General features: G+C 72.4%; 26 protein-coding genes. 21 read left to right on the forward strand and 5 right to left on the reverse strand.

Annotation, left to right across the window (positions count from 1 at the left end; genetic code table 11):
- The first annotated feature begins 49 nt into the window (after nucleotides 1-49).
- From pafA to SMD20_RS05190, 5 genes are all read left to right on the forward strand, one after another.
- The gene (gene pafA / locus SMD20_RS05170) at nucleotides 50-1,408 is read left to right on the forward strand and encodes a Pup--protein ligase (RefSeq protein WP_091087617.1); all 1,359 of its coding nucleotides are present in this window, start codon (nucleotides 50-52) and stop codon (nucleotides 1,406-1,408) included.
- A gap of 98 nt (nucleotides 1,409-1,506) precedes the next feature.
- Nucleotides 1,507-2,427, forward strand: a complete 921-nt coding sequence (locus SMD20_RS05175) for an FKBP-type peptidyl-prolyl cis-trans isomerase (RefSeq protein WP_329575509.1) — start codon at nucleotides 1,507-1,509, stop codon at nucleotides 2,425-2,427.
- A gap of 195 nt (nucleotides 2,428-2,622) precedes the next feature.
- Nucleotides 2,623-3,588, forward strand: a complete 966-nt coding sequence (locus SMD20_RS05180) for an FKBP-type peptidyl-prolyl cis-trans isomerase (protein WP_329575512.1) — start codon at nucleotides 2,623-2,625, stop codon at nucleotides 3,586-3,588.
- Between the two features lie 29 nt (nucleotides 3,589-3,617).
- Nucleotides 3,618-4,262, forward strand: a complete 645-nt coding sequence (locus tag SMD20_RS05185) for a helix-turn-helix transcriptional regulator (protein ID WP_329575514.1) — start codon at nucleotides 3,618-3,620, stop codon at nucleotides 4,260-4,262.
- A gap of 21 nt (nucleotides 4,263-4,283) precedes the next feature.
- The gene (locus tag SMD20_RS05190) at nucleotides 4,284-4,775 is read left to right on the forward strand and encodes a DUF3291 domain-containing protein (protein ID WP_442942444.1); all 492 of its coding nucleotides are present in this window, start codon (nucleotides 4,284-4,286) and stop codon (nucleotides 4,773-4,775) included.
- Here the strand turns inward: SMD20_RS05190 and SMD20_RS05195 are convergent.
- The gene (locus SMD20_RS05195) at nucleotides 4,721-5,788 is read right to left on the reverse strand and encodes a DUF3866 family protein (protein WP_329575518.1); all 1,068 of its coding nucleotides are present in this window, start codon (nucleotides 5,786-5,788) and stop codon (nucleotides 4,721-4,723) included. The genes SMD20_RS05190 and SMD20_RS05195 overlap by 55 nt on opposite strands.
- 38 nt (nucleotides 5,789-5,826) lie before the next feature.
- Here SMD20_RS05195 and SMD20_RS05200 point away from each other — a divergent pair, with 38 nt between their 5' ends.
- From SMD20_RS05200 to SMD20_RS05230, 7 genes are all read left to right on the forward strand, one after another.
- A complete protein-coding gene (locus SMD20_RS05200; protein ID WP_329575520.1) occupies nucleotides 5,827-6,777 on the forward strand; it encodes a helix-turn-helix transcriptional regulator in 951 nt (316 codons plus the stop codon).
- A 31-nt stretch (nucleotides 6,778-6,808) separates the two neighbouring features.
- Nucleotides 6,809-7,801: a helix-turn-helix transcriptional regulator gene (locus tag SMD20_RS05205; protein WP_329575524.1), complete on the forward strand. Its 993-nt coding sequence runs from the start codon at nucleotides 6,809-6,811 to the stop codon at nucleotides 7,799-7,801.
- On the forward strand, nucleotides 7,798-7,965 hold the full coding sequence (locus tag SMD20_RS05210) for a hypothetical protein (protein WP_329575527.1): 168 nt from the start codon (nucleotides 7,798-7,800) through the stop codon (nucleotides 7,963-7,965). The genes SMD20_RS05205 and SMD20_RS05210 overlap by 4 nt, the downstream gene beginning before the upstream one ends.
- 65 nt (nucleotides 7,966-8,030) lie before the next feature.
- Nucleotides 8,031-8,348, forward strand: a complete 318-nt coding sequence (gene tatA, locus SMD20_RS05215; protein ID WP_329575530.1) for a Sec-independent protein translocase subunit TatA — start codon at nucleotides 8,031-8,033, stop codon at nucleotides 8,346-8,348.
- 42 nt (nucleotides 8,349-8,390) lie between these two features.
- The gene (tatC, locus tag SMD20_RS05220; protein WP_329575533.1) at nucleotides 8,391-9,341 is read left to right on the forward strand and encodes a twin-arginine translocase subunit TatC; all 951 of its coding nucleotides are present in this window, start codon (nucleotides 8,391-8,393) and stop codon (nucleotides 9,339-9,341) included.
- Between the two features lie 46 nt (nucleotides 9,342-9,387).
- Nucleotides 9,388-10,284 carry a diacylglycerol kinase gene (locus tag SMD20_RS05225; RefSeq protein ID WP_329575536.1) on the forward strand — a complete coding sequence of 299 codons (897 nt, stop codon included), beginning with the start codon at nucleotides 9,388-9,390 and terminating at the stop codon, nucleotides 10,282-10,284.
- Between the two features lie 106 nt (nucleotides 10,285-10,390).
- Nucleotides 10,391-13,117, forward strand: coding sequence for a DEAD/DEAH box helicase (locus tag SMD20_RS05230; RefSeq protein WP_329575539.1), 2,727 nt, complete (start codon nucleotides 10,391-10,393; stop codon nucleotides 13,115-13,117).
- Between the two features lie 30 nt (nucleotides 13,118-13,147).
- Here the strand turns inward: SMD20_RS05230 and SMD20_RS05235 are convergent, their stop codons facing one another.
- Nucleotides 13,148-13,372, reverse strand: a complete 225-nt coding sequence (locus tag SMD20_RS05235) for a hypothetical protein (RefSeq protein WP_329575542.1) — start codon at nucleotides 13,370-13,372, stop codon at nucleotides 13,148-13,150.
- A 286-nt stretch (nucleotides 13,373-13,658) separates the two neighbouring features.
- Between SMD20_RS05235 and SMD20_RS05240 the strand changes: the two genes are divergently transcribed.
- The gene (locus SMD20_RS05240; protein ID WP_329575545.1) at nucleotides 13,659-15,662 is read left to right on the forward strand and encodes an ABC transporter ATP-binding protein; all 2,004 of its coding nucleotides are present in this window, start codon (nucleotides 13,659-13,661) and stop codon (nucleotides 15,660-15,662) included.
- A gap of 136 nt (nucleotides 15,663-15,798) precedes the next feature.
- On the forward strand, nucleotides 15,799-16,380 hold the full coding sequence (locus tag SMD20_RS05245; protein WP_329575548.1) for a TetR/AcrR family transcriptional regulator: 582 nt from the start codon (nucleotides 15,799-15,801) through the stop codon (nucleotides 16,378-16,380).
- A gap of 11 nt (nucleotides 16,381-16,391) precedes the next feature.
- Here the strand turns inward: SMD20_RS05245 and SMD20_RS05250 are convergent, their stop codons facing one another.
- Complete coding sequence (locus SMD20_RS05250; protein ID WP_329592436.1) at nucleotides 16,392-17,813, reverse strand: RNB domain-containing ribonuclease; 1,422 nt, start codon at nucleotides 17,811-17,813, stop codon at nucleotides 16,392-16,394.
- Between the two features lie 126 nt (nucleotides 17,814-17,939).
- Between SMD20_RS05250 and SMD20_RS05255 the strand changes: the two genes are divergently transcribed.
- Entirely contained in the window at nucleotides 17,940-18,665 is a 726-nt protein-coding gene (locus SMD20_RS05255) for a hypothetical protein (protein ID WP_329575551.1), read from the forward strand.
- Nucleotides 18,666-18,686: 21 nt separating this feature from the next.
- Here SMD20_RS05255 and SMD20_RS05260 read toward each other — a convergent pair whose 3' ends face one another.
- Nucleotides 18,687-19,580: a siderophore-interacting protein gene (locus SMD20_RS05260; protein ID WP_329575553.1), complete on the reverse strand. Its 894-nt coding sequence runs from the start codon at nucleotides 19,578-19,580 to the stop codon at nucleotides 18,687-18,689.
- 303 nt (nucleotides 19,581-19,883) lie between these two features.
- Between SMD20_RS05260 and SMD20_RS05265 the strand changes: the two genes are divergently transcribed.
- Both SMD20_RS05265 and SMD20_RS05270 read left to right on the forward strand, forming a co-directional pair.
- A complete protein-coding gene (locus SMD20_RS05265; RefSeq protein ID WP_329575556.1) occupies nucleotides 19,884-21,329 on the forward strand; it encodes a pectate lyase family protein in 1,446 nt (481 codons plus the stop codon).
- Nucleotides 21,330-21,477: 148 nt separating this feature from the next.
- On the forward strand, nucleotides 21,478-23,538 hold the full coding sequence (locus SMD20_RS05270; protein ID WP_442942586.1) for an alpha-galactosidase: 2,061 nt from the start codon (nucleotides 21,478-21,480) through the stop codon (nucleotides 23,536-23,538).
- A 6-nt stretch (nucleotides 23,539-23,544) separates the two neighbouring features.
- Here SMD20_RS05270 and SMD20_RS05275 read toward each other — a convergent pair whose 3' ends face one another.
- Nucleotides 23,545-23,952 (reverse strand): DUF3592 domain-containing protein, encoded by a 408-nt coding sequence (locus tag SMD20_RS05275; RefSeq protein ID WP_329575560.1) that lies wholly within the window; start codon nucleotides 23,950-23,952, stop codon nucleotides 23,545-23,547.
- Nucleotides 23,953-24,148: 196 nt separating this feature from the next.
- Here SMD20_RS05275 and SMD20_RS05280 point away from each other — a divergent pair, with 196 nt between their 5' ends.
- The 4 genes from SMD20_RS05280 to SMD20_RS05295 are packed head-to-tail and all read left to right on the forward strand — an operon-like array spanning nucleotide 24,149 to nucleotide 26,788.
- Nucleotides 24,149-25,012, forward strand: a complete 864-nt coding sequence (locus tag SMD20_RS05280; protein WP_329575562.1) for an STAS domain-containing protein — start codon at nucleotides 24,149-24,151, stop codon at nucleotides 25,010-25,012.
- Nucleotides 25,012-25,392 carry an STAS domain-containing protein gene (locus tag SMD20_RS05285; RefSeq protein WP_329575564.1) on the forward strand — a complete coding sequence of 127 codons (381 nt, stop codon included), beginning with the start codon at nucleotides 25,012-25,014 and terminating at the stop codon, nucleotides 25,390-25,392. Before SMD20_RS05280 ends, SMD20_RS05285 begins: the two co-directional genes overlap by 1 nt.
- The gene (locus SMD20_RS05290) at nucleotides 25,389-25,790 is read left to right on the forward strand and encodes an anti-sigma regulatory factor (RefSeq protein ID WP_329575568.1); all 402 of its coding nucleotides are present in this window, start codon (nucleotides 25,389-25,391) and stop codon (nucleotides 25,788-25,790) included. Before SMD20_RS05285 ends, SMD20_RS05290 begins: the two co-directional genes overlap by 4 nt.
- Entirely contained in the window at nucleotides 25,787-26,788 is a 1,002-nt protein-coding gene (locus SMD20_RS05295) for an ATP-binding protein (RefSeq protein WP_329592438.1), read from the forward strand. Before SMD20_RS05290 ends, SMD20_RS05295 begins: the two co-directional genes overlap by 4 nt.
- Nucleotides 26,789-26,791: the final 3 nt, after the last annotated feature.

The following is a 26,791-nucleotide window of genomic DNA, read 5'->3' on the forward strand; positions in this document are numbered from 1 at the left end:
CCCGGCAAGATCTCTCCCGCTCGCCGATCCATGGGCATAGTGTGAGGTGATGGATCGTCGCATCTTCGGGCTGGAGAACGAGTACGGCGTGACCTGCACGTTCAGGGGGCAGCGCAGGCTGTCCCCGGACGAGGTCGCGCGCTACCTGTTCCGGCGGGTCGTGTCCTGGGGCCGATCGAGCAACGTCTTCCTCCGCAACGGCGCCCGCCTCTACCTCGACGTGGGCAGCCATCCTGAATACGCAACACCCGAGTGTGACAACGTCATCGAACTCGTCACCCACGACAAGGCGGGCGAGCGCATCCTCGAAGGTCTCCTCGTGGACGCCGAGAAGAGGCTGCGCGAGGAAGGCATCGCCGGCGACATCTACCTGTTCAAGAACAACACCGACTCGGCGGGCAACTCCTACGGCTGCCACGAGAACTACCTCGTCGGCCGGCACGGTGAGTTCGGCCGCCTGGCCGACGTGCTGATCCCGTTCCTGGTGACGCGGCAGATCGTCTGCGGCGCCGGCAAGGTGCTGCAGACGCCGCGCGGGGCCGTCTACTGCGTCTCCCAGCGGGCCGAGCACATCTGGGAGGGCGTCTCCAGCGCCACCACCCGGTCGCGGCCCATCATCAACACCCGCGACGAGCCGCACGCCGACGCCGAGCGCTTCCGCCGCCTGCACGTCATCGTCGGCGACTCCAACATGAGCGAGACCACGATGCTGCTCAAGGTCGGCGCCACCGACCTGGTGCTGCGCATGATCGAGTCCGGCACGGTGATGCGCGACCTGTCGCTGGAGAACCCGATCAGGGCCATCCGCGAGGTCTCCCACGACATGACCGGGCGGCGCCGGGTGCGCCTGGCCAACGGGCGCGAGGCGTCGAGCCTGGAGATCCAGCAGGAATACCTGTCGAAGGCGAAGGACTTCGTGGACCGGCGCGGCGGCGACGACATCGCGCACCGCGTGCTGGAGCTGTGGGAGCGCACGCTGCGCGCGGTCGAGACCGGCGACCTCGACCTGGTCTCGCGCGAGATCGACTGGGTGACGAAATACCAGCTCATCGAGCGCTACCGCAAGAAGTACGACCTGCCGCTCTCCTCGCCCCGGGTGGCCCAGCTCGACCTCGCCTACCACGACGTGCACCGCAAGCGTGGCCTCTACTACCTGCTGCAGAAGCGCGGCTCGGTGGAGCGGGTGGCGTCCGACCTGAAGATCTTCGAGGCCAAGTCGGTGCCGCCGCAGACCACGCGGGCGCGGCTGCGGGGCGAGTTCATCCGCAAGGCGCAGGAGAAGCGGCGCGACTTCACCGTCGACTGGGTGCACCTGAAGCTCAACGACCAGGCGCAGCGCACCGTGCTGTGCAAGGACCCGTTCCGCAGCGTGGACGAACGGGTGGACAAGCTGATCGCCGGCATGTGAGCCGCGGCTGGACGGGACGCGGGCGATGCGTTTACCTCGGGCGTACCCGAGGTTCGGGTAGGGTGACGCGAATCTGACGTCTTTTCCGAGGGAAACGCATGCGCCGCGTTCTGGCCGTTCTGGCAGCGATGCCGCTGATCTTCTTCGCCGCGGGATGCGGCTCCGACGACGCCGCATCCGGCGGGTCCACCGGGGTCAAGGTGGCCGGCAACCCCGGCGCCAAGCCCACGGTGACCTTCCCGTCCGGCTCGCCGGCCACCAAGTCGTCCTACGAGGTGATCCAGGCGGGCAGCGGCGCCGAGATCAAGACCGGTGACAAGGTCATCGTCAACCTGACCGTCTGGGACTGGGACGGCAAGACCAACGCCGCCCAGGGCTCGTCGTACGACACCAAGGCCCCCGAGACGATCTCGGTCAACGAGCAGCTCCCGCAGGTGCTGCAGGAGGGCTTCACCAAGGTCAAGCACGGTGGCCGGCTGCTGGCCGTGCTGGCCAACGACTCGGTCCCTCAGCAGCAGCAGCAGACCTCGCCGGCCGAGCCGACCAAGGTGTTCGTCTTCGACGTCGTCGGCACGCAGCCGCCCGCGCTGAAGGCCGCCACCGGCAAGGAGACCAAGGAGTCCATCAAGGGCGTCAAGGTCGAGAACCCGGGCGGCGAGAAGGCTCCGACGCTCACCACCAAGACCGGTGAGAAGCCCCCGGGCGAGCTCGTGGTCAAGACGGTGATCGAGGGCACCGGCGCCAAGGTGCAGCCCAACCAGACGCTCGCCGTCCACTACACGGGCAAGATCTGGGGCACCGACAAGCAGTTCGACTCGAGCTGGGAGCGGGGCGAGGCGGCCGAGTTCCCGCTGAGCGGCGTCATCCAGGGCTGGCAGCAGGGGCTGGCCGGGGTGCCGGTCGGCAGCCGGGTCGTCATGAGCATCCCGCCGAACCTGGGCTACGGCGACCAGGAGCAGCCGAACATCCCGGCCAACAGCACGCTGGTGTTCGTGGTGGACGTCCTGGCCGCCTACTGAGCCGCCCGGCCCCGGTGACCGCCATTTGGGTGTTTTGCGGGGTTTGTGGCGGGCCTGCGCGGTAGCATCGCGAGCCCCGGGGACTGCCCCGGGGCTCGTCGCGTAGGGGAGGGCCCGATGCTCCGCCATGCCGCCGCCCCCAGGCCCGCGCCCGGGCACGTCCCTGAGCGCGCGTCCAGGCCCCCGCGAAAGCCCATGCCGGAGATCGCGCGGAAGCCCATGCCGGTCCTCGCGCGGATGCTCGGGCCGGTGCTCGTGCGGATGCTCGGGCCGGTGCTCGTGGTGCCGGTGCTCGTGGTGGTGGTGCTCGCGGGGTGTACCGGGGCGCCCGCCCAAGGGCTGGAGCTGAAGGTGGCCGGGGCGTTCGGTGCGCGGCCCACGATCGACTTCCCCGAGGGCAAGCCCGCGCCCGGCCTCCAAGTGGATGAGCTGACCGCCGGCAAGGGCGCCCGCCTGGAGCCGGACGACGTGGCGATCGTGCAGTACACCGCCCATGTCTGGGACGGCGGACGCAACCGCCTGGTCGACTCCAGCTTCACCCGTGGCGCGCCCGCCGCGTTCCCCGTGGGCGGCCTGCTGCCCGGCCTGGACCGCGCCCTGGAGGGCCGTACGGTCGGCAGCCGGGTCATCGCCGCCGTCCCGCCCGGCGACGGCTTCGGCCCCAACCCACCGCGTGGCGTGGGCCCCTCCGACGAGCTGTTCTACGTCGTGGACATCCTCGGCGCCCACCACAAGGGCGCCTCGGTCGAGGGCCGCGCGGGCACGCTGGCGGGCGTGCGCGTGAGCGCCGGCGCGCGCCCGGCGCTCCAGGTGCCCGCCGGAGCTCCGCCGGCCCGGTTCGCGTCCACGGTGCTGGAACGGGGCTCCGGTCCCAAGGCCCGGCCCGGCCGTCTCGTCGTCACCCAGTACGCGGGCGCGGTCTGGGACAGCCGCCGCGTCTTCGACACGACGTGGACGAGCGGCCTGCCGAAGGCGTTCAAGCTGGGCGACGGCGGCCTCATCAGGGCGTGGGAGCGGGCGCTGACTGGTGTCCCCGCCGGCAGCCGCGTGCTGATGGTCGTCCCGCCCGCGTACGGCTACGGCGCTCCCGGCTTCCCCGCGTACGGGATCAAGGGCTCCGACACCCTCGTCTTCGTCGTGGACGTGCTGGCCGTCTACTGAGCAGGGGCCGCGCACGTAGACTCCCGCCTGTGAGCATCGACGACCTCGACGCGCTGGCCCTGCTGAACGACCCGGTACGCCGCAGCCTCTACGAGGCGGTCGCGGCCGGCGGCGGCGACGTGGGCCGGGGTGAGGCCGCCGAGGCGGCCGGGGTGTCGCGGACGCTGGCCGGCCACCACCTCGACAAGCTGGTGGAGGCCGGGCTGCTGGAGAGCGGGTTCCGCGCACCCGCGAAGAAGGGGCCGGGCAGCGGGCGGCCGGCCAAGGTCTACCGCAGGGCCAGGGGCGAGCGCTCGGTGAGCCTGCCGCCCCGCGACTACGTCACCCTCGCCTCGGTGCTCGCCGACGTGGTCGACCTGCTGGGCGCCGAGGAGCAGGCGGAGAAGGCGGCGCGCGGCGCGGGCGAGCGCATCGGCGCGCGGCACGCGGGCGAGCCGGTGGAGCGGGTGCTGGGGGAGCGGGGCTATGAGCCGTACGAGGAGGACGGGCTGCTGCGGCTGCGCAACTGTCCGTTCCACGTGCCGGCCACGGAGCAGCCGCTGCTCGTGTGCTCGATGAACCTGGCGCTGTGCCAGGGGCTGCTGCGCGGGCTCGGCGAGGACCCGGCGCGGGCGCGGATGGACGCGCGGCCGGGGGAGTGCTGTGTCGCCCTTTCTAAAACAAATGGAGATTGACATAGAAGGGGATGGGGTGATGTGCTGAGCGTCATGCACCTCGCCCAGCTCAACCTCGCCCACATGCGCGCGCCCATCGACTCCGCCGAGCTCGCCGAGTTCGTCGCCCTGCTCGAACCGATCAACGCCCTCGCCGACGCCGCCCCCGGGTTCGTCTGGCGGCTGAAGGAGAGCGAGATCGACCCCACCGCGACCGTCCGCCACGACTACGGCGACCACCTGCTCGTCAACTTCTCCGTGTGGGAGTCGCTGGAGTCGCTGTGGAACTACGTCTACCGCTCCCCGCACCTGGACGTGCTGCGCCGCCGCAGGGAGTGGTTCCTGCGCATGGCGGAGCCGAGCATGGTGATGTGGTGGGTCCCCGAGGGCACCATCCCGACGCTGGCCGAGGGCATGGAGCGGCTCGAACGCCTCAGGACCGAGGGCCCGAGCCCCGAGGCGTTCACCTACAAGGACGCCTACGACAGCAGCGAGGCCGCGAACCTGCCCGCCGCCGCCGAGGCGAGGAAGTAGGCCAGGTCCTCCTCCAGGCCCCGGCCCATCGTCGAGAGCCGGACCGGGGCCGCCCGCAGCGCCTCGTGCAGGCCGTCCACCGGCACCGGCACCAGGCGGTGCCGCACCGCCAGCAGCTCGGCCTGGTCGCGCACCCGGGCCCCGAACTCACCCGGCAGGTCGGGCACCGGCACGTCGGCCGGGCAGAGCGCCACCCGCCCGAACGCGGTCAGCGAGTGATGCGACACCCCGTGATGCCGCTCGCGCAGGTCGCCCTCGCTGACCCGCAGCGCCGCCACCGGCCGCCCCCGCAGCACCCCGGCCGCGTTGACCGCCTCGCCCGCCTGCACGCCGGAGAAGCCCCAGCGGGTGCCCGAGCCCAGGTTGCCCGGGCCCTGCGCGACGATCGCCACGTCGGCCTCCAGCACGTGCCTGGCCGCCAGCAGCGCCGTGTGCACGGTCACCGCCTCCAGGTCGCCGCCGAACGCCTGGCCCGCCGTCACCACGCCCGCCAGCCAGCCGCTCTCGCGCAGCCGCGCCGCCGTCATCGAGAACCACGCGGGCAGCGCCCCGCCGTCCTGCATCACGTACGCCACCCGCGTGCCCGGCGCGGCCTCGTACAGGCCAGCGAGGATCGGCGCGAGCGCCGAGTGCAGGTCGGCCACCACGACGGGCATGTCGTCCAGGGAGTCGGCCTCGCGCAGGACCTCGTGGTACGGCGAGTCCTGCTCGTCCGCGCCCGCCACCGTGGCCTGCAACGGGGTGTACCGGGCCTTCACCAGGTGCCCCGGCCCCTGAGGATCTTGCGGCAAACGGTTCGGGACGGCCACCACCATGGCGTAACCTCCCGTACCGAGACCCATCGCGAGTGCGGTCGTGTTGAGCAGCACCTCGTCGCCGGGTTCCGGGCGCCCCACCAGCGGGGGGTACGCAAGCGCCCGGCACTCCCCCTCGGGGACGGCGACGTCCAGTTCCACCGCTCCCGGCCACTCGCGTCGGATCCGTACGACCTCGCCCTTGCGCCATCTGATCACGGGGGCAGGGTAGCGTCGATGAAGGAGGAGTGAGGCAGATGTCGCGCCGGAAGACGGAACGGCTGCTCAATCTCGTCATCTGTCTGCTCGCCACCCGGCGCCCGCTGTCGGCCGAGCAGATCCGCCAGGCGGTTCCCGGCTACGACCGCGACGGCGACGAGGCGTTCCAGCGCATGTTCGAGCGGGACAAGAACGAACTGCGCGAGATCGGCATCCCCATCGACGTCGTCCGCGACCCGTGGGAGGACGAGCCGGGCTACCGCATCCAGCGGGAGTCGTACGAGCTGCCGGAGATCACCCTGGAGCCCGACGAGGCCGCCGTGCTCGGCCTGGCCGCCCAGGTGTGGCAGCGCGCCAGCCTGGCCGAGGCCGCCTCGGGGGCGCTGCTCAAGCTGCGCGCCGGCGGCGTCGCCACCGACCAGCCGGTCGGCACGGGTGCGCTGGAGCTGCGCGTCGACACCCGCGACCCGGCCTTCCCCGCCCTGTGGGAGGCCGTACGCGACCGGCGCGCGGTGCGCTTCGACTACCGCGGCGCCGGCAGCGAGAGCGTGCGCGCCCGCACGGTCGAGCCGTGGGGCGTGGTGAGCCGGCGCGGCCGCTGGTACCTCGCCGGGTTCGACCGCGACCGGCAGGCGCCGCGCGCCTTCCGGCTCAGCCGCATCACCGGCCAGGTCGCGCAGGTCGGCAAGCCGGGGGCGGTACGCGTGCCCGAGGGCGTCGACCTGCGGGCCATGGTCGGCTTCCCCGACGAGACGACGGACGAGCGGGTCGCCGTCGTACGGGTGCGCCAGGGGGCGTGCGAGGGGGTGCGCCAGCTCGCCAGGGCCGTCCACCCCGGCGTCGACGGCTGGGACGAGGCGGAGCTGACCTTCTCCGACCCCGAGCGGCTGGCCGGCTGGATGGCCAGCCTCGGCGGCGACGTCGAGGTGGTCGAGCCGCCGGACGCGCGCGAGGCGGTCATCCGCAGACTGAAGGGGGCCATGGCGTGAGCGAGCCGGCCACGAAACAGGGGGAAGACGTATGAGCGGGAGCGCGGACCGGCTGCCGCGGCTGCTGGCGCTGGTGCCCTACCTGATGTCCCATCCGGGGGCGCAGGTCGGCGAGGTGGCGGCGGTGTTCGGCCTGAGCGAGAAGCAGCTCATCGACGACCTGCAGCTCGTGTGGATGTGCGGGCTGCCCGGCCACACCCCCGGCGACCTCATCGACGTCTCCTGGGACGGCGGCGAGATCATCATCGACAACGCCGACACGATCGCCCGGCCGCTGCGGCTCGGCATCGACGAGGCCAGCGCCCTGCTGGTCGCGCTGCGCATGCTGGCCGCCACGCCGGAGCTGGCCCTGCCCGCGGGCAGGGATCACGCCAATGGGGTGACCGGTGACGCGCTCGCGCGGGTGACGGCCAAGCTGGAGCGGGCCGCGGGCGAGGGCGCCGCCACCGTCAGCAGCCAGGTCGCCGTGGACGTCGACGCCGCCCCCGACGCGCTGCCCCGCGTCCGCGAGGCGCTGACCGGCGGGCGGCGGCTGTCGCTGCGCTACTACGTGCCGGGCCGCGACGAGGTCACGCCGCGCGAGGTCGATCCCACCCGCGTGCTGGTCGTGGACGGCCGCGCCTACCTGGAGGGCTGGTGCTACCGGGCGGAGGCGATGCGGCTGTTCCGCCTCGACCGCATGCTCGGCGTGGACGTGCTCGACGTGCCCGCCGACCCGCCCGCCGAGGCCGAGCCGATCGACGTCACCCGTGGCGTCTTCCGTCCCTCGCCCACGGACGAGCTGGTCGAGCTGGAGCTGAGCGCGGCCGGGCGGTGGGTGGCCGAGTACTACCCGTGCGAGGAGGTCGCCGAGCTCGGCGAGGGCCGGCTGCGGGTGGCGCTGCGGGCCCGCGACGAGGACTGGATCGTCAAGCTCGCGCTGCGGCTCGGCGACACCGGCCGGGTCGTCGCGCCGCCCCGGATGGCCGAGACCGTGCGCGCGGAGGCCGAGCGGGCCCTCGCCCTGTACGCTCACGGGTCATGACAGGGATCATGCCGGCGATCGTGCCGGCGGCCGTCGTCGTGCCGGTCGGGCTGGCCGTTCTGGGGGTCCTGACGGCCCGGGTGGTCGTCGCCACCCGTGCCCTGAACAGGGAGGTTGCTCGAATTAACCAGCAATTCAGGCTGAAAGCGGACTCCAGGGGATGAGGCAGGGCCGTCAGCAGCGTACGATCGGGTTTGGCAAGCACTCGGCTCACCTGTAAGGACGTCACATGAACCTGGGAGCTCCGGAGATCATCCTGATCCTGGTGGCATTGGTCCTGCTCTTCGGGGCCAAGAAGCTGCCGGACCTGGCCCGTGGCGTCGGGCGGTCCCTGCGCATCTTCAAGGCCGAGACCAGCAAGATGAACGACGACGATGACGAGCGTCCGACCGTCGTCCAGGCTCAGGCCCAGCCTCCGGCCCAGCCCGCGCCCCCGCAGCAGATCCCGGCCCCCGCGCCCGCGGTGTCCGTCGAGGAGCAGGCCCGCCAGCTCGAGGAGCAGGCCGCCCGGCTGCGTGCCTCGGCGCAGGCCGACAAGCGCGCCTGAGCCTTCCCCTTCATCCGTCCCTCGTCCCCGAGGACTCACTAGATGGCGCTGCTGAAGAAGTCGGGCCCGAAGCCGTCGCGGGATCCGGAAGGCCGGATGCCGCTGATGGAGCACCTCCGGGAGCTCCGCAACCGGCTGCTCATCGCGATCGCCGCCGTGGCCGTCGGCCTGATCGTGGGCTGGATCGTCTCCGGTCCGGTGTGGGAGATCCTCAAGGAGCCCTACTGCCACACGGATCAGGCGCGGCAGCTCACCGGTGAGTGCAGCCTGACTTACAACGGCATCTTCTCGTCGTTCTTCATCACGCTGAAGATCTCGCTCATGGTCGGTCTCGTGGTGTCCTCGCCCGCGTGGCTCTACCAGATCTGGGCGTTCGTCACCCCGGCGCTCTACCGCACCGAGAAGCGTTACACGCTGGCGTTCCTGGGGCTGGCGATCCCGCTGTTCGTCCTCGGCGCCTGGCTGTGCTACTTCATCATGGACACCTCGCTGTCCTTCCTGCTGGGCTTCTCGCTGGACGGCACGGTGGCGACGATCGCCATCGACGACTACCTCGACTACGTGCTGATCATGTTGCTGATCTTCGGGGTGTCGTTCGAGCTGCCGCTGCTGCTGGTGTTCCTCAACATCATCGGCGTGGTCTCGCACGCTGCGATCGCCAAGCACCGGCGGCTGGTCATCTTCCTGATGTTCGTCTTCGGCGCGGTGATCACGCCGGGCGGCGACCCCATCACCATGATGGCGCTGGCGACCCCGATGATCGTGCTGTTCCTGGCCGCCGAGCTGTTCATGTACCTCCGCGAGCGCAGGCGGCCGGCGGACGAGTTCGCCGGGCTGTCCGACGACGAGGCCTCGCCGCTGTCCGACGACGACCGGCCCCTCGACGACGCCCCGGTCGGTGACGGTTCGCTCGGTGACGGCCCGGTCGGTGACAGGCCGGCCAGCGACAAGCCGGCCAGCGACAAGCCGGACGGGGATCCCGCCGGGCGATAGCCGGCAGAGGATTCCGGTTCCGCGCGATAGGCGATAGGTTCCGGGCGTGTCCCCCCAACTCGCCGTGCTCGTCAACCCGGCCGCCCGCGGCGGCCGGGCCCTGCGCCAGCTCGAACCCGTGGCGCGCCGGCTGCGCGCCGGCGGGGCCGAGCTGTCGGTCATCGTCGGCTCCGACGCCGCCGACGCGCTCGAACGCGCCTGCACCGCCGTCGCCGAACGCCCCGACGCGCTCGTCGCCTTCGGCGGCGACGGCCTGGTGCACCTGGCCGTGCAGGCCGTGGCCGGCACCGACGTGCCGCTCGGCATCATCCCGGCCGGCACCGGCAACGACATCGCGGCCGCGCTCGGCGTGCCGTGCAAGGACCCGCTGGCGGCCGCCCGCGTCGTGCTGCGGATGAAGTCGCGGCTGGTCGACGCCGCCCGCGTACGCGCCGGGCGGACCGAGGAGCTGTTCGCCGGGGTGCTGTGCTGCGGCTTCGACTCGCGGGTCAACGAGCGGGCCAACCGGCTCACCTGGCCGGCCGGGCCGGCCCGCTACGTGGTGGCCATGGTGGAGGAGCTGCGCTCGTTCCGGCCCGTGCCGTTCCGGCTCGTCCTCGACGACGACGAGGTGATCGAGCGGGAGGCGATGCTGGTGGCGGTGGCCAACACCCCTTCGTACGGCGGCGGCATGCGGGTGTGCCCCGACGCGCTGCCCGACGACGGGCTGCTCGACGTGGTGATGGTCGGGGCCCTGCCGAAGGGGGAGTTCCTGCGCGTCTTCCCGAGCGTCTACCGGGGCACGCACGCCGGGCATCCGGCGGTGACGGCGCGCAGGGCGCGGACGGTGCGCCTGGAGGCCGCGGACGAGGCCGGCCTGGTGGCCTACGCCGACGGCGAGCGCGTCGGGCCGGTGCCCGTGGAGTGCGAGGTCCGGCCGGGCGCGCTGCGCGTCCTCGTTTGAGATCTACTTTGAGATCTACTTTGTAAAGGCGCCGGGTCCGGATCGCCCGCACCCGGCCGCGTACGGAAGGACGGACCGGAATGGCGGTTTCGGTAGGCTGACGGGTATGACAACGCCAGCGGAACGCTATGCGGCCTTCCGTCAGAAGCATGCCGACGACGGGGCCGCGCTCACATCGTTCCGAGGTCTCTACGACTTCGAGCTGGACGACTTCCAGCTCGACGCCTGCCGCGCCCTGGAGGCCGGTGACGGCGTCCTGGTGGCGGCGCCGACGGGGTCGGGCAAGACGGTCGTCGGCGAGTTCGCCGTCCACCTGGCCCTGCAGCAGGGCATGAAGTGCTTCTACACCACCCCCATCAAGGCGCTGTCCAACCAGAAGTACAACGACCTGGTCAAGCGCTACGGCACCGCCAAGGTGGGCCTGCTGACCGGCGACAACAGCGTCAACGGCGAGGCCCCGATCGTGGTCATGACCACCGAGGTGCTGCGCAACATGCTGTACGCCGGGTCGGCCACGCTGGCCGGGCTCGGCTTCGCGGTGATGGACGAGGTCCACTACCTCGCCGACCGGTTCCGTGGCGCGGTGTGGGAGGAGGTCATCATCCACCTGCCGGAGTCGGTCCGGCTGGTGGCGCTGTCGGCGACGGTGAGCAACGCCGAGGAGTTCGGCGAGTGGCTGGGCGACGTGCGCGGCGACACCACGGTCATCGTCGACGAGCACCGTCCGGTGCCGCTGTGGCAGCACATGATGATCGGCAACCGCGTCTACGACATGTTCGTCAACGACGATCTGACGCCACGCATCAACCCGACGCTCATGCGGGTGACCAGGGACGCCGAGCGGCTGATGGCGGGCCGGGGCAGGGGGCGGGGCTACGGCCGGCCGCAGCGGGCCCGGCCGCCGGACCGGGTGCAGGTGATCGAGAAGCTGGACTCCGAGGGGCTGCTGCCGGCGATCACGTTCATCTTCTCGCGGGCGGGCTGCCAGGCGGCGGTGCAGCAGTGCCTCTACGCCGGCATCCGGCTCACCACCGACCGCGAGCGGCACGAGATCCGCCAGCTCGTCGACGAGCGCACCGCCCACCTGCCCGACGAGGATCTCGCGGTGCTGGGCTACCTGGAGTGGCGCGAGTGCCTGGAGCGCGGGCTCGCCGCGCACCACGCGGGCATGCTGCCGGCCTTCAAGGAGGTCGTGGAGGAGCTGTTCACGCGCGGGCTGGTCAAGGCGGTCTTCGCGACGGAGACGCTGGCGCTGGGCATCAACATGCCGGCCCGCAGCGTGGTGATCGAGAAGCTGGACAAGTGGAACGGCGAGACGCACGCCGACCTGACGCCGGGCGAGTACACCCAGCTCACCGGCCGCGCGGGGCGGCGCGGCATCGACGTCGAGGGCCACGCCGTGGTGCTGTGGCAGCCGGGCATGGACCCGCTGTCGGTGGCGGGGCTGGCCGGCACGCGTACCTATCCGCTGCGCTCCAGCTTCCAGCCGTCTTACAACATGGCGGTCAACCTGGTGGGGCAGTTCGGCCGTGAGCGGGCGCGCACGCTGCTGGAGGAGTCGTTCGCGCAGTTCCAGGCCGACCGGGCGGTGGTGGGGCTGGCCAAGCAGCTCCGCAAGCACGAGGAGGCGCTGGAGGGCTACCAGGAGGCCATGACGTGCCACCTGGGCGACTTCCCCGAGTACGCCGCGCTGCGGCGGCGGCTGTCGGACCGGGAGGCCGAGCTGTCCAAGCAGCGCGGCGCGGCGCGGCGGGCGGCGGCGGTGCGGTCGCTGGAGGCGCTGCAGCCGGGCGACGTGATCCGGGTGCCGGGCGGGCGGCGGGCGGGGCTGGCGATCGTCCTGGACCCGGGCCGCAACCCGCGCGGGCACGGCCCGAGCCCGCTGGTGCTGACGATCGGCAAGCAGGTCAAGAAGCTCGATCCGGCCGACTTCCCGGTGCCGGTCGAGCCGCTGGAGAAGCTGCGCATCCCGAAGAACTTCAACGGCCGCTCGCCGAAGGAACGCGCCAACCTGGTCTCCACGCTGCTGGCCAAGATCGGCGACCGTGACCTCGGCAAGCCGCCGCGCGTGCGTGACCACGCGATGGAGGACGACGAGATCAACGAGCTGCGCCGGCGCATCCGGCAGCATCCGTGCCACGGCTGCGACGAGCGCGAGGACCACGCCCGCTGGGCCGAGCGCTACTACAAGCTGCTGCGCGAGACCGAGGGGCTGCGCCGCCGGGTGGAGGGCCGCTCGCACGTCATCTCGCGGACGTTCGACCGCATCTGCTCGGTGCTGGAGCAGCTCGGCTACCTCGACGGCGAGACCGTCACCGACGAGGGCCGCCGTCTCGGCCGCCTCTACACCGAGCTCGACCTGCTGACGGCCGAGAGCCTGCGCCAGGGCCTGTGGGAGGAGCTGGACCCGGCCGAGCTGGCGGCGTGCGTGTCGGCGCTGGTGTTCGAGTCGCGGGCGGCCGACGACGCGCGGCGGCCGAAGATCCCCGCCGGACGGGCCCAGGACGCGCTGACGGCGATGCTGCGGCTGTGGGGGGAGCTGGAGGGCATCGAGTCCGACCACAAGCTGTCGACGCTGCGTGAGCCGGATCTGGGGTTCGCGTGGGCGGCGTTCCGGTGGACGAAGGGGCACACGCTGGACGCGGTGCTGATGGACGGCGTCAACGGCAACGAGCTGGCGGCCGGCGACTTCGTCCGGTGGATCAAGCAGCTGATGGACCTGCTGGGGCAGCTCCAGAACGCGGCGGCGCCGGGCAGCAGGATCCGGCAGACGGCGGGCAAGGCGGTCGACGCGATGCGGCGCGGTGTGGTGGCGTACTCGTCGCTGACCTGACCCGCTGAGTGAGGGCCGGTCCCTCGGCCCTCACTCGTCGCCGTGCACGATGCCGGCGACGGTGAGCGCGAGCCCGAGCACGCCGGTGACGATCCCGGCAGCCGTCAGCGCGCCGCCGTCGAACACCAGGTGGAGCAGGCCGAAGTCGCGGTCGAAGAAATGGACGGCGACGAGAGCGCCGAAGCCCTGGATCATGAGGAGCACGCCGAGGATCGTCATGCGTCCCATCGTGGCGAGCGGTGAGGGGCCGGCCATCGGCCGAAAGTAGCGGGCGGGGCCGACTTGTGGCCATGCTCGGGAAGCATCGTTGGCTGCGGCGTGACGATTCTTTGGTTCTTTTACTCATTTGCGGCGGATTTAACAAGAACGATGAAACGCCGTTCTCGTCGCGTTTTACCGGTCAAGCTTTCACGGTTTCAGCCGAAATGTCGTGATTTATGCGACTTGGGCGGGTAACGTCCAAATTGTCAAGTGTTCAGCCCTTCAACGGGGGAGGAATCATGGCAAACACGCAGCTCACTCACGTCGGGTATCAGCAGGGATGGGGCTGCCGGCGTCGCTACTGGCGCCGCCGCTGGGCATGCGCCCGGCGTCGGTGGTGGGGCTGGGGGTGCTGAAAGTGACCCGTGAGAGCCGGCGGCTGAGCCGCCGGCTCTCCTTTTCCGCCTCCGGCCGGGAACTCGCCCCGGCGGTCACCCTTCGCCGGACTTTTCGCGAGTTCTGGCCGGACACGCGCGGGCTGCGGCCGTTGTTCGCGGCCGGAGTGGTGTTCGCCGTCCTGGCCGCACTGTGCGAGGTCGCCGCGATCCGCCTGTTCGGCCACATCACGGACGAGGTGCTCACCACCCGGGACCTGGAGGGCTTCTGGATCCCCGCGTTCAGCTGGCTGGGGCTCGCCATCGTCGCGGGGGCGGCGTCGTTCGCCGGGGCGTACGTCACCGCACTCGCCGCCGAACGATTCCTGCTGAGGCTGCGCGACCGCATCTTCGGCCACCTGCAGACGCTCGCGCCCGACTACGCCGAGAAGCGGCGGCTCGGCGACCTCATGGCCCGGCTCACCGACGACGTCGAGGCCATCGAGGAACTGGTCGGTTCGGGACTGGTCAAGGCGATCACCACCGCCGCCAGCGTGGTGTTCTTCGCCGGGGCCGCGTTCCTCGTCCGCTGGGACCTGGCGCTCGTCACGCTCGCCCTGATCCCGGCGTTCCTGCTGGTGTCGAAGCTGTTCGCGGCCAGGTTCCGTGTCGCGGCCGCGCGCGAGCGGCACAGCAACGGCGCGATGAACAGCGTCCTGGAGGAGGGGCTGGCCAACCAGCCGCTGGTGCAGGCGTACAACCGGCAGCGCGACGAGGCGCGCCGGCTGCACCGCGAGGGACGGACCTGGCTGCGCGCCAACCTGTCGCAGGCGTGGCTGTCCGGTCTGTACGGCCCGGTCGTGCAGGTGATCGAGACCGTCTGCCTGATCATCGTCCTCGGCGTCGGCGCGTGGGAGATCGCCGCCGGCCGGCTGACCATCGGCGGCCTGCTGGCCTTCGCCGCGTACCTGGCCCTGCTCTACCCGGCCGTCCAGGGGCTCGGCGAGCTGGCGCTCACCGTGTCGGAGGCGGCCGCGGGCTCCGACCGCATCATCGAGGTCCTGCGGGCCAGGCCCGCCGTCACCGACGCGCCCGCGGCCGTCGCCGCCGGCCAGGGACGGGGCCGCGTGGAGTTCGACCGGGTCGGCTTCGCCTATCCGGGACGCGCCTCGCGGCCCGCGCTGCGCGAGGTGTCCTTCGTCGCCGAACCGGGGGAGGTGCTGGTGATCACTGGGCCCAGCGGGGCGGGCAAGTCCACGCTGGCCAAGCTGCTGCTGCGCTTCTACGACCCGGACGAGGGCCGCATCCTGCTGGACGGCGTCGACCTCCGCGGCCTGACGCGCGAGTCGCTGCGCGAGAACGTCACCGTGCTGCACCAGGAGACGATGCTGTTCTCCGGGTCGGTACGGGACAACATCGCCTACGGGCGGCCCGCCGCCTCGATGGAGGAGATCATCCGGGCCGCGGAGACGGCCGGCGTGCACGAGTTCGTCAAGGATCTGCCCCGGGGGTACGACACGCCGGTGGGGCAGCGCGGGCGGCTGCTGTCCGGGGGGCAGCGGCAGCGCGTCGCGATCGCCAGGGCGGTCCTGCGGGACGCGCCGGTGCTGGTGCTCGACGAGCCCATGACCGGGCTGGACGAGGAGACGGCCGCGCAGGTCATGGCGCCGCTGGGGCGGCTCATGGCGGGGCGGACGACGATCCTCATCACGCACGACCTGCGGCAGGTGCCGTCGGGCGCACGGGTGATCGGGCTGCGGCCGGTGCCCCGGCAGGAGCGCATCCGGGTCAGGCGGGCCGGCGTCCCGCGCCTGGCCAGGGACCGGGCCAGGGATCGGGCCGGTGCGGGGCACGGGGCCTCGCGCGCCGGCCACTCGGAAGCCGCCCGCGCCGTGCGGTCGTCCGGGCCGGTGCCGTGGCCGCGCGAACCGCTCGTGCCCGGACCCGGCGGCGCCGACGCCGGGCCGTGATCCGGTGGCGCCGCGTACGGGACACCCGCCCTCCCCGAGGGCGGGTGTTCTCGTGTCATCGGGGCTGTATGTCCGGGAAGTCCGCAGATAGAATCGGAGAGATCCCTCCGGTTGCCGGTGAAGGCGGGTGGAGCGCATGGGCGACGATCACAGCACGGCCAGACCGCTCCGCGCGGACGCCCGCCGCAACCGGGAACGGGTGCTGCAGATCGCCCAGGAGGCGCTGGCCAGCGACGGCCTCGCCATCTCCTTCGACGAGATCGCCCGGCGGGCCGGGTTCGGCGTCGGCACCGTCTACCGGCACTTCCCGACCAGGGAGGCGTTGTTCGAGGCGGTGCTGCTCGGCCGGATGGAACGTTTCGTCGCCGACGCGCGGGCGCTCGCCACGGCGGAGGACCCTGGCCGGGCGTTCTTCGGCTGGTTCCGCACGGTGGTCGAGCAGGCGTCGGCCAACCAGGCGCTGTGCGAGATGCTGGAGGGCGGCACGGGCCCGGCGTTCCGGCGCGGGACGACGCTGGAGACCGACTTCGCCGCCGCGCTGAGCCGGCTGCTGCAACGCGCCCAGCGGGCCGGGGCGGTGCGCGGCGACCTCCGCACGGAGGACGTGCAGGACCTGCTGCGCGGCTGCCTCACCGCCGAGCGGCGGGCGCGGGCCAGGGGCGGGAAGGTCTCGATGGCCGAGGTGGTCTGCGACGGCATGCGCTCACACCCGCGCTGAGCCGCCGCGTCTCACGGGGAGCCGTCGAGGGTGAAGCGGACCTCGCGGGTGGCCGGATCGGCCTTGGTCAGGCGGACCGTGACCTGCGCGCCGAGCGGCAGCGGGCCGTCGCAGCGGGCGATCACCGCGGGCTCGACGAGCTGGACCTGCCCGCCGCCGCGCCGCTCGTCCACGTCGATCACCACCGCCTCGAACGTCTCCCCGACCCGCCCCCGCAGCAGGAACGCCTCCACCAGGTCCACGCACGCCCGGTCCACCGCCGAGGCCCGCCGCCCGGACACGGCCATCAGCTCCGGCAGTCCGGCGAGCCCCGCCCGCACGTCGGCGGGCACCGGCTCACCGGCCGCGACCGCCAGGCACACCTCGGTCGCGTACCTGTCGACCAGCCGCCGCAGCGGGGCCGTGACGTGCGCGTACGGCGCCGCGACCGCCGCGTGCCCCGCCTCCTTCGGCGGCGCCCCGTCGAACGCCTCGTAGCCGGAGCCCCGCAGCAGCACCCGGGACTCGTGCAGGAACGCCGCCTGCCGCGGGTTCTTCGGATTCAGTCCGTGCACCACCTCGCCGTAGCCGGCGCCGTCCGGCCACGGCACGCCCAGCGCCCCCGCCACCAGGCGGACCTTGGCCAGGTCGTCCGGCCGGGAGGCGGGCAGCACGCGCAGGATGCCGATCTCGGCGTCGAGCATCATCGCGGCCGCGGCCATGCCGGTCATCAGCGAGATCTGCGCGTTCCACGCCTCGGCCGGCAGCGGCACCCGGTACTCCAGCCGGTAACCGTCGCCGGCGGGCACGACCTCCTGCTCGGGCGTCGGCAGGGTGACGCCGCCGCGCTCGCGTTCCAGCGCCAGCCGCAGCCGCCCGATCTCGGCCAGCAGCCCGAGCACGCCGTCGGCGGTGCCGGTGTCGACGGCGGCCTGCACGTACGCGTAGTCAAGGCGTTCGCGGCTGCGCACCAGGGCGCGCTGCACGTCGGCGCCGATCGTCCGGCCGTCGGCGTCGAGGTCGATCCGCCAGACCGCGGCCGGGCGCGGCAGTCCGGGCAGCAGGCTGGCCGCGTCCTCGGACAGGACCTTGGGGTGCAGCGGGATCTTGCCCTGCGGCATGTACACCGTCTCGCCCCTGGCCCGGGCCTCGGCGTCGATGATCCCGCCCGGGCGGACGAACGCGCCCACGTCGGCGACGGCGTACCAGACCCGGTAGCCGGCGCGCAGCCGTTCCAGGTGGAGCGCCTGGTCGAGGTCCATGGAGCCGGGCGGGTCGATGGTGACGAACGGCAGGTCGGTGAGGTCCTTGCCGCTGAGCCGTGGCACCTGTGCCACCCACGCTGCCTCGTCCAGCACGGCGGGCGGGAAGCCGCCGGGCAGCGCCAGCTCGCGCCCGATGCGGTCGAACCCGTCTTCCAGCTTCAGAGGGATCTCTTCTGGAACCTGAATCATCGACACGGGCACAACCTACCGGTGCGCCTCCAGCCGGGTCAGTCGGGGCTTTTTGTGAAATTCACGCCTTTGACGTGATCGCTCACATTACGCTGCTGCCCCGGTAGGTACGAGGGGGAGCACAACGTGTGGATCGCAGTCGCGGTGCCGGCCGCCATCGTCATCGGGATCCTGGTCTGGTGGCTGCGCCGTGACCGCCCCACCGGCCCGGAGGCAGGGCCGGAGCGGGAGCCGGAGGCGGACGCCGCGTTCGTGGAGGGGCTGGGCGCGTACGACGCCACGGGCGAGGCGCTGCGGCCGGACTGGGAGCGGGACGTGCTCGCGGTGGACGGCACGCCGCCACGGCTGATCTCGCTGCGGCTGCTCGCCGAGGGGTTCGCCGCCCTGGAGGAGGCCGCCCTGCACGACCCGCAGGGCGCGGTCGCGGGCCTGATGGCCGAGTACGCCGCCGCCGAGCGCCCCGGGGTGCTGCACCTGCGGGCCGAGTGGCCGGCGGACGAGGTGGACGGCATGGACCGTACGGCCTTCGCCGAGGCCGTACAGGCGGTCGTCTGCCCGCCGGACGCGGCCGGCGTCGAGGGGTTCGCGGACGGCGCGTCCCTGCTCGTCACCGTCACCGTCACCGACGCCGAGGCGTCCGGGCGCAACACGCTGATGCTGGACCTGGGGCGGGTGCTCGACCTGTACGCGGAGACGCGCGAGAAGCGGCCCGACGCGACGCCGGAGGAGGTGCTGCGCGAGGTCGTGCCTGGCCTGCTCGCCGCCGGCGGTCCGGGCCTCACCTGGGTACGCCCCCCGACCGAGCAGGAGCGCGACACCGTGACGACGGCCTGCGCCCCGCCCTCGGACTGACCCGCGAGCCGGTCGGTGGTGTCAGCCGCCGCCCTCGGCGCGGCCCTCGCGCCAGTACCCCATGAACGCGACCGCCCGCCGGTCCATCCCCCGCTCGCCCACCAGGTGACGCCGCAGCGTCTTGATCACGCCCGCCTCGCCCGCCAGCCACGCGTACATCGGGTCGGCGGCGTCCTCCTGCGGCACCTCCCACAGCTCCTCGGCGTCGATGTCCACGTCGCTGAAGCCGTTCGAGCCGCCTCCGGGGGACGTCAGCAGCCGCCCGGCGGCCGCCTGGACGGCGGGGATGAGCTGCGCGCCGCGCTCGCCGCCGTTCCTGGCGAGCCAGCCGACGCGCACCGAGCAGGAGGTCTCGACGGGCAGGGCGTCGTCGTCGAAGGGCACCTCCATCAGGGCCTCGCCGGTGACCCCGGCGGGCAGGCGCTCCAGGACGGAGCAGATGGCGGGCACGGCGGTCTCGTCGCCGGCGAGCAGCACGGTGGTGCTGCCGGCGGGCAGCCGGAACTCCAGCCCGCCGTGCACCCCGTCGAAGCGGGCGTCGGGCCCGAGGATCGCGACCTCGTCGCCGGGCTGGACCCGCTCCGCCCACTGGGCGACCGGCCCGCCGTCGGGGTGCATGACGACGTCCACGTCCAGCTCCCGGACGTCCGCCCGCACCTGGCGCGCGGTGTAGGTGCGGATCGGGTTGCGCCTGGTGTCGTCGAGCTGCCGCCACTGCTGGTACCAGTCCGGCCCGGACGGCAGGTACGACAGCCCGCAGCCGGGCAGCGGCAGCACGAGCTTGATCCGCTGGTCGTAGCCGTTGTCGGCGAAATGGCCGAGGTCGTCCCCGGTGAACGTGACCCGCAGGAACGACGGGCTCAGCCGCTCAAGCCGGTCTACCTGGACGTGGAACATGTGAAACGGCGAGCTCATCCCCGACTCCTCCAACAAAATTAGGCGAGCCTAACCTAAACGATCGCCGGAGGGGCTGGCCACCGCACGAAGGGTCACGGCCGGCGTGCGGAACGGAGTCACAGCAGGTCACGATGAGGATCACTGATCTCGACAAGCCGTTGTGATGAAAGTTTCAGTGACGATTGACAGTCGGAAAGCGCTTACCTATGTTGTGGCGTGTTCGCTCTCGCGTACGTAGATCACGTATGTGAACGGATGCTCGCTGGGGGGGCACCATTCGCGGACCTGACGGGTCTGCTAGGGCCAGCAAGGAGCAGAATCGTGCGACACACATCCATCGGCAGGACGGGCGCGGTCCTCGCGGGCGTCGTCACCCTCACCGCCTCCGCGGTGACCGGCGTCGTCATGGCCTCGGCGGCGGCCGCCGCTCCGGCGCCCGGAGCGTACACGCTCGTGAACGACGCGAGCGGCCTCTGCCTCACCGTGCCGGGCGCCGGCTCGTCCGACGGCGTGCAGCTCAGCCAGAGCGGCTGCGGCGGCTCCGGCCAGGTCTGGAACCTGGCCGCCAGTGGTTCCGGCTACACGGTCAAGGCCGTGCACAGCGGCAAGTGCGCGGGCGTCGAGGGCGCGAGCACCTCCGCGGGCAAGGCCGTGCAGCAGGAGAGCTGCACCGGCGGCTCGTCCCAGACCTGGACGGTGACAGAGTCCGGCGGCACCGTCAGGATCGCCAACGCCAACGGCGGCAAGTGCCTCAACACCAAGGACAACTCCACCTCCTCCGGGGCGCTGGTGCAGGTGAACTCCTGCGACGCGGTGGCCACCAAGCAGTGGAGGCTGGCGCCCACGAGCGGCGGCACCACCGGCCCGACCCCGACGGCCACGCCCACCACGCCGCCCCCCGGCGGCGGCACCCCGAACGGCCTGGTCGGCTGGGCCACGCAGGGCGGCGGCACCACGGGCGGCGGCGGCACGAGCCCGACCACCGTCACCTCCGCCTCGGCCCTGACCAGCGCCCTGTCCGCGAGCGGCTCGGGGGTGATCCGGGTCTCCGGCACGATCTCCTGCTCGGGCATGCTGAAGGTCGGCTCCAACAAGACGATCATCGGCAACTCCGGCGCCGTCATCTCGGGCTGCGGGCTCAACATCTCCCAGGCGTCCAACGTGATCGTCCGTAACCTCACCTTCAGGAACTGGAACGACGACGCCATCAACGTCCAGTACTCGACCCGGGTGTGGATCGACCACAACAGCTTCAGCAACGGCTACGACGGCGCGGTCGACGTCAAGCGGGCCAGCGACTACGTCACCGTCTCCTGGAACAGGGTCAGCTCCCACGACAAGACGATGCTGCTCGGCCACGACGACGGCAACGGCTCGGAGGACCGCGGCCACCTGCGGGTGACCTACCACCACAACTGGTTCGACGGCACCAACCAGCGCCACCCGCGGGTGCGCTTCGGCAACCCGGTGCACGTCTACAACAACTTCTACGGCAACATCGGCAGCTACGGCGTGGCCTCCACACAGGAGGCGGGCGTGCTGGTCGAGGGCAACTACTTCGAGAACACCGACGACCCGTACCACCGGGGCGAGGGCGACTCCGACCCGGGCAACCTGGTGGCGCGCAACAACTGCTTCGTCAACTCCGGCAGCGGCCAGGCCGGCGGCAGCGTCGCCTCCATCCCCTACTCCTACACGCTGGACACCCCCTGCAACGTCAAGTCCATCGTGACCGCGGGCGCGGGCGCCGGGCGGATCTCCGTCTGAACGCCGTCCCTGCCCTGATCGAGGCCCCTCCGGCGACCGCCCGCCGGAGGGGCCTTCCCTCGCCCCGGCGGGGCCGGGTTCGATAGCGTCTTTCCGCGCGTCACACCCCCTGTGCCTGTTGCGTAAGGAGCCCGGCTTGTCCTTCCTGATGCTGTCCGCCGCGGATGTCGCCCTCCTGCTCGACGCCTCCGGCCCCGGCCTGCCCCGCGTCCGCCACTTCGGCGCCGCGCCCGGCACGGACGACGGGGCCGAACTGCTTCCCCTGCTGGCGTCCCTGGTGACGGCGCCGCCGCTGCTGCCCGCCCAGGGCGACGGCTGGTACGGCCGCCCCGGCCTGGCCGGCTCGCGCGACGGCGAGCACTGGCCGGTGCGCTGGACCCTGGGCGGCACGGACGTCTCGGCGGAGCCGGGCAGGGGCGGCACGGTGACGATCACCGCCGCCGACGAGCGGGCGGGCCTGGCGCTGGTGAGCGAGCTGGGCATGGACGCCCACGGCGTGGTGACGCTGCGGCACACGGTGACGAACACGGCGGCCTCGCCGTACCGGCTGGCGGGGCTGGTGTGCGCGCTGCCGATCCCGGCGCGGGCCGGCGAGCTGCTGGACTTCACCGGGCGCTGGGCGCTGGAGAAGGTGCCGCAGCGGCGGGCGTTCGCGCACGGCGTGTGGAGCAGGGAGAACCGGCGCGGCCGGACCGGGCACGACGCGACCGGCCTGCTCGTGGCGGGCACCGCGGGCTTCGGCTTCCGCTCCGGCGAGGTGTGGGCGGTGCACGCCGGCTGGAGCGGCGACCACGTCCACTACGCCGAGCGCCTGCAGGAGGGGGCGGCGCTGCTGGGCGCGGGCGAGCTGCCCGAGCCCGGCGAGATCGTCCTGCGGCCGGGCGAGAGCTACAGCACGCCGCTCGTCTACTTCACCTGGTCGAGGGAGGGCCTGGACGCCGCGAGCGCCCGGCTGCACGACCACCTGCGCGCCGCCCGGCCGCTGCCGGTCCGGCCGGTCACGCTCAACAACTGGGAGGCGACCTACTTCGACCACGGCCTGGACCGGCTGCTGGAGCTGGCCGACCGGGCCGCGGCGGCCGGGATCGAGCGGTTCGTGCTCGACGACGGCTGGTTCCGCCACCGCCGCCACGACCGGGCCGGCCTCGGCGACTGGTACGTCGACGAGGGCGTCTGGCCCCGCGGCCTGCACCCGCTGGCCGAGCGGGTGCGCGGGCTCGGCATGCAGTTCGGCCTGTGGTTCGAGCCGGAGATGGTCAACCCCGACTCCGACCTGGCCCGCGCCCATCCCGACTGGGTGCTCGGCCAGGCTGAGCGCCTGCCGCCGCCGCACCGCAACCAGCAGACGCTCGACCTGGCCCGGCCCGAGGCGTACGCGTACCTGCTGGAGCGGTTCGACGCGCTGATCACCGAGTACGCCCTCGACTACATCAAGTGGGACCACAACCGCGACATCGCCGAGCCCGTCCACGACGGGGTGCCCGGCGTGCACGCGCAGACCCTCGCGGCCTACCGCCTGCTGGACGAGCTGCGTGCCCGCCATCCGGGGCTGGAGATCGAGTCGTGCTCGTCGGGCGGCGCCCGCGTCGACTACGGGGTGCTGGCCCGTACCGACCGGGTGTGGACCTCCGACAGCAACGACGCGCTCGACCGGCAGGCCATCCAGCGCTGGACCGGGCTGCTGGTGCCGCCGGACCGCATGGGCGCGCACGTCGGCGCGCCGCGCGACCACATCACCGGCCGGTCGCTGCCGCTGGCCTTCCGCGCGGGCACCGCGCTGTTCGGGCACATGGGCGTGGAGTGGGACCTCACCTCGGCGAGTGAGGCGGAGCTGGAGGAGCTGGCCGTCTGGATCGCGCTGCACAAGCGGCTGCGGCCGGTGCTGCACGCCGGGCGGGTGGTCCGCGCCGACCATCCGGACCCGTCGGCGCTGCTGCACGGGGTGGTGCTGCCGGAGCGGGCGGTGTTCGGCTACGCGCAGTTGAGCTCACGGCCGGAGTCGGCCCCCGCGCCGCTGCGGCTGCCGGGCCTGGACCCGGCCGCCCGCTACGAGGTGCGCGTGGCCGGGCCGGTGCCCGGCTCCGCGCTCATGCCGTTCTGGGCGAACGAGCCGGTACGCCTGCCGGGGGCGGCGCTGGCCGAGCTGGGGCTGCCCGCGCCGGCGCTCCAGCCCGCCTCGGTGGTGGTCATCGAGCTGGAACGGGTCTGACGGGGGCTACCGGGGCACGTTGTAGGGGTAGGGGGCCGGGAACGCGCCGGGTGCGGGCTGCCAGGCCGCCCAGTCGATCCGTACGCGCTCGCGCCGCTGCCGGTCCACCCTGACCGGCAGCACCGCGCCGGGCGCGAGGATCCCCATGGGGATGCGCGGCAGCGACTGCCGGTGCGTGACCCGGTAGACCTCGCCGTCCGCGCCGCGTACGGTGAGCACGAAGCGCGCCACCGGCCGTTCGTTGACCGACATGCCGGTGTCGGTCACGGACTCGACGACGGCCTGCGCGGGGACGCCGGTGGCGAGCAGCCGCCGCCCGCCCCGCGCGGCGACGGCGATGGGCACCCAGACCCCGGCCGTGATGAGCATCGTCACACCTGCGATCGTCAGCGGCAGCCACGTTATGGAGCTCACTGTCTTTCCCCGTTCTTCCTGTTCTCCGACCTTCCTCGTGTTTTCTAGGCAAAGTGGTTTGCATGCCACTTGATCACTGCTTGCGAAACACCGGCTTCCAGGCGGGCCGCCGACGGGAACGCATAGAGGCAGAGCGAAAAGCCGGGTAGCCTTCGTGTCGATTCACGACAAAACACCCCATCTTCGGGAGCACAACTTGACAGCACACGGCGACGCCGGCCAGCTCCGCATGGAGGAACTCCTGCGGGCGCAGGAGGAGACCGTCCTCAAGCGCTGGATCGACCTCGCGGGCGCCACCGTCGGTGGCAGGGCCGACCGCAGCGTGCTGGCCGGGCGGCTGCGCGAGCTCTACCAGGCCCTGATGCAGTTCATCGGCGAGCGAGGGGACTCCTCCGACCTGCGCGGCCTGCTCGCCGACCTGTCACGGAAGCAGGCCAGGGAGGGCTTCACGCCGGCGGAGACCGCCGCCGTGGTGTTCAGCCTCAAGGAGGCGGTGTACGGGCTGATCGAGGCGGAGGACGACGTCACGGCCCTGCGCGGCTACATCTGGCTGTCCCGGCACATCGACGACCTGGGCCTGTTCACGTTCGAGACCTTCGTCAGCGCCCGGGAGAAGATCATCACCGACCAGGCCGAGCAGCTCCTGGAGCTGTCCACGCCGGTGGTCAAGCTGTGGGACGGCATCCTCGCGGTGCCGCTGGTCGGCACGCTCGACTCGGCCCGTACGCAGGTGGTCATGGAGAAGCTGCTCCAGGGCCTGGTGGAGACCGGCTCCGAGCACGCCGTGATCGACATCACCGGCGTGCCGGCCGTCGACACCCAGGTGGCGCAGCACCTGCTCAAGGCCGTGGTGGCGGCCCGGCTCATGGGCGCCGAGTGCGTCATCTCCGGCATCCGCCCCCAGATCGCGCACACCATCGTCACCCTCGGCATCGAGTTCGGCGACATCGTCACCAAGTCCTCGCTGGCCGACGCCCTCGCCTACGCGCTGCGCAAGAGCGGGGTGCAGGTGACGCAGCGGGCCGACAAGCACGTCGTCGTCGGGCTGGAGCGGGCCTGATGGAACGTGTTCCCGTTCTCAAGCTCGGCGACCTCCTCATCGTCTCGATCCAGATCGACCTGCAGGACCAGAGCGTGCTCATGCTGCAGGAGGACCTGGCGGACGCGATCGTCGAGAGCCGGGCCCGCGGCGTGATCATCGACATCACCGCCGTGGAGATCGTCGACTCCTTCATCGGGCGCATGCTCTCGACCATCGCGTCGATCTCGCGGATGCTGGACGCGGAGACCATCGTCGTGGGCATGCGGCCCGCGGTGGCGATCACGCTGGTCGAGCTCGGCCTGTCGCTCGGCGGCGTCCGCACCGCGCTCAACCTGGAGAAGGGTGTCGCGATGCTCAAGGACCGCGACGGAGCCGATTCGGCAGCGGTGCCGGAGTGACGTCCGTTCTAGAGCTCCCCATCGCGGGCAACAGCGACGTGGTCATCGTGCGCCAGCAGGTGCGCAACAGCGCCCAGCAGGTCGGCCTGTCGCTGGTCGACCAGACCAAGGTGGTCACCGCGGCCAGCGAGCTCGCCCGCAACGCCCTGATGTACGCCGGCGGCGGCCGGGTGCGGATCGAGGTCGTCAACAACGGCGTACGCGACGGCCTGCGCCTGGATTTCACCGACGAGGGCCCCGGCATCCCCGACCTGGACCTGGCCCTGACCGACGGCTGGTCCACGGGCGGCGGCCTCGGCCTGGGGCTGAGCGGGTCACGCCGGTTGGTGGACGAGTTCGACCTGGAGTCCAAAACCGGCGAAGGGACGCGGGTCACAGTGATCAAGTGGGCGAGATGATCCGCTCCGGGGACGAGTCCTGGGTGCGCATCGAGGACGCCAGCGCCATCGGGGCGGCCCGCCGGGCCGCGACGACGCTGGCCGAGGCGTGCGGCTTCGACGAGCAGGACCGCGGGCGAGTGGCCGTCGCCGTCAGCGAGGCGGCCTCCAACCTGGTCAAGCACGCGGTCGAGGGCACGATGCTGATCCGGGCCCATCCCGAGGCGGCGGCCGCCGTCGAGGTGATCGCGCTGGACAAGGGGCCGGGCATGCGCGACGTGGGCAGCGCCGTGCGGGACGGCTACTCCACCGCGGGCACGCTCGGCGTCGGCCTCGGCGGGATCGCCAGGATGGCTTCGGCCCACGAGGTCTATTCCCTGCCCGGACGTGGCACGGTGGTGACCATGTGCTTCACCGCCGCCGACGCGCCGGTCCCCGACTCCCGGGTGAGCGGGCTGACCCGCCCCATCGGGGAGGAGGTCGTCTCGGGCGACGCCTTCGCGTACGTGGAGGGCGGCGGCACGGCGATCGGCCTGATGTGCGACGGCCTCGGCCACGGCCCCGCCGCGGCCGCCGCCTCCCGCGAGGCGGTGCGGGTCTTCGAGCAGCAGCACCAGCTCCCGCTGCTGGAGCTGCTGGAGCGCATCCACAGGGCGCTCACGGGCACCAGGGGAGGCGCCGTGGCCGTCGCCCGGCTGGACCGCGAGCGGAGGGTGGTCCGCTACGCCGGGCTCGGCAACGTCTCGGGCTGGATCGTGCACGCCGAGGGCCGGCAGGGCATGATCTCCGTGCCGGGCATCGCCGGGCACCAGCGCAGCCGCCTGCGCGAGTACGAGTACGCCGTCCCGCCGCACAGCGTGCTCGTCATGCACTCGGACGGGCTCTCCGACCGGTGGGACCCGGTCTCCTTCCCCGGCCTGGCCTCCCGTTCCCCGGTCGTCGTGGCCGCCACCCTGCTGCGGGACGCCGGCACGCGCAGGGACGACGCCGCCGTGCTCGCCGTGGGGACGGCTCCATGAGGA

Origin of the sequence: Nonomuraea sp. LP-02 (assembly GCF_036289125.1) — a bacterium.
Taxonomy (GTDB): Bacteria; Actinomycetota; Actinomycetes; order Streptosporangiales; family Streptosporangiaceae; genus Nonomuraea; species Nonomuraea bangladeshensis.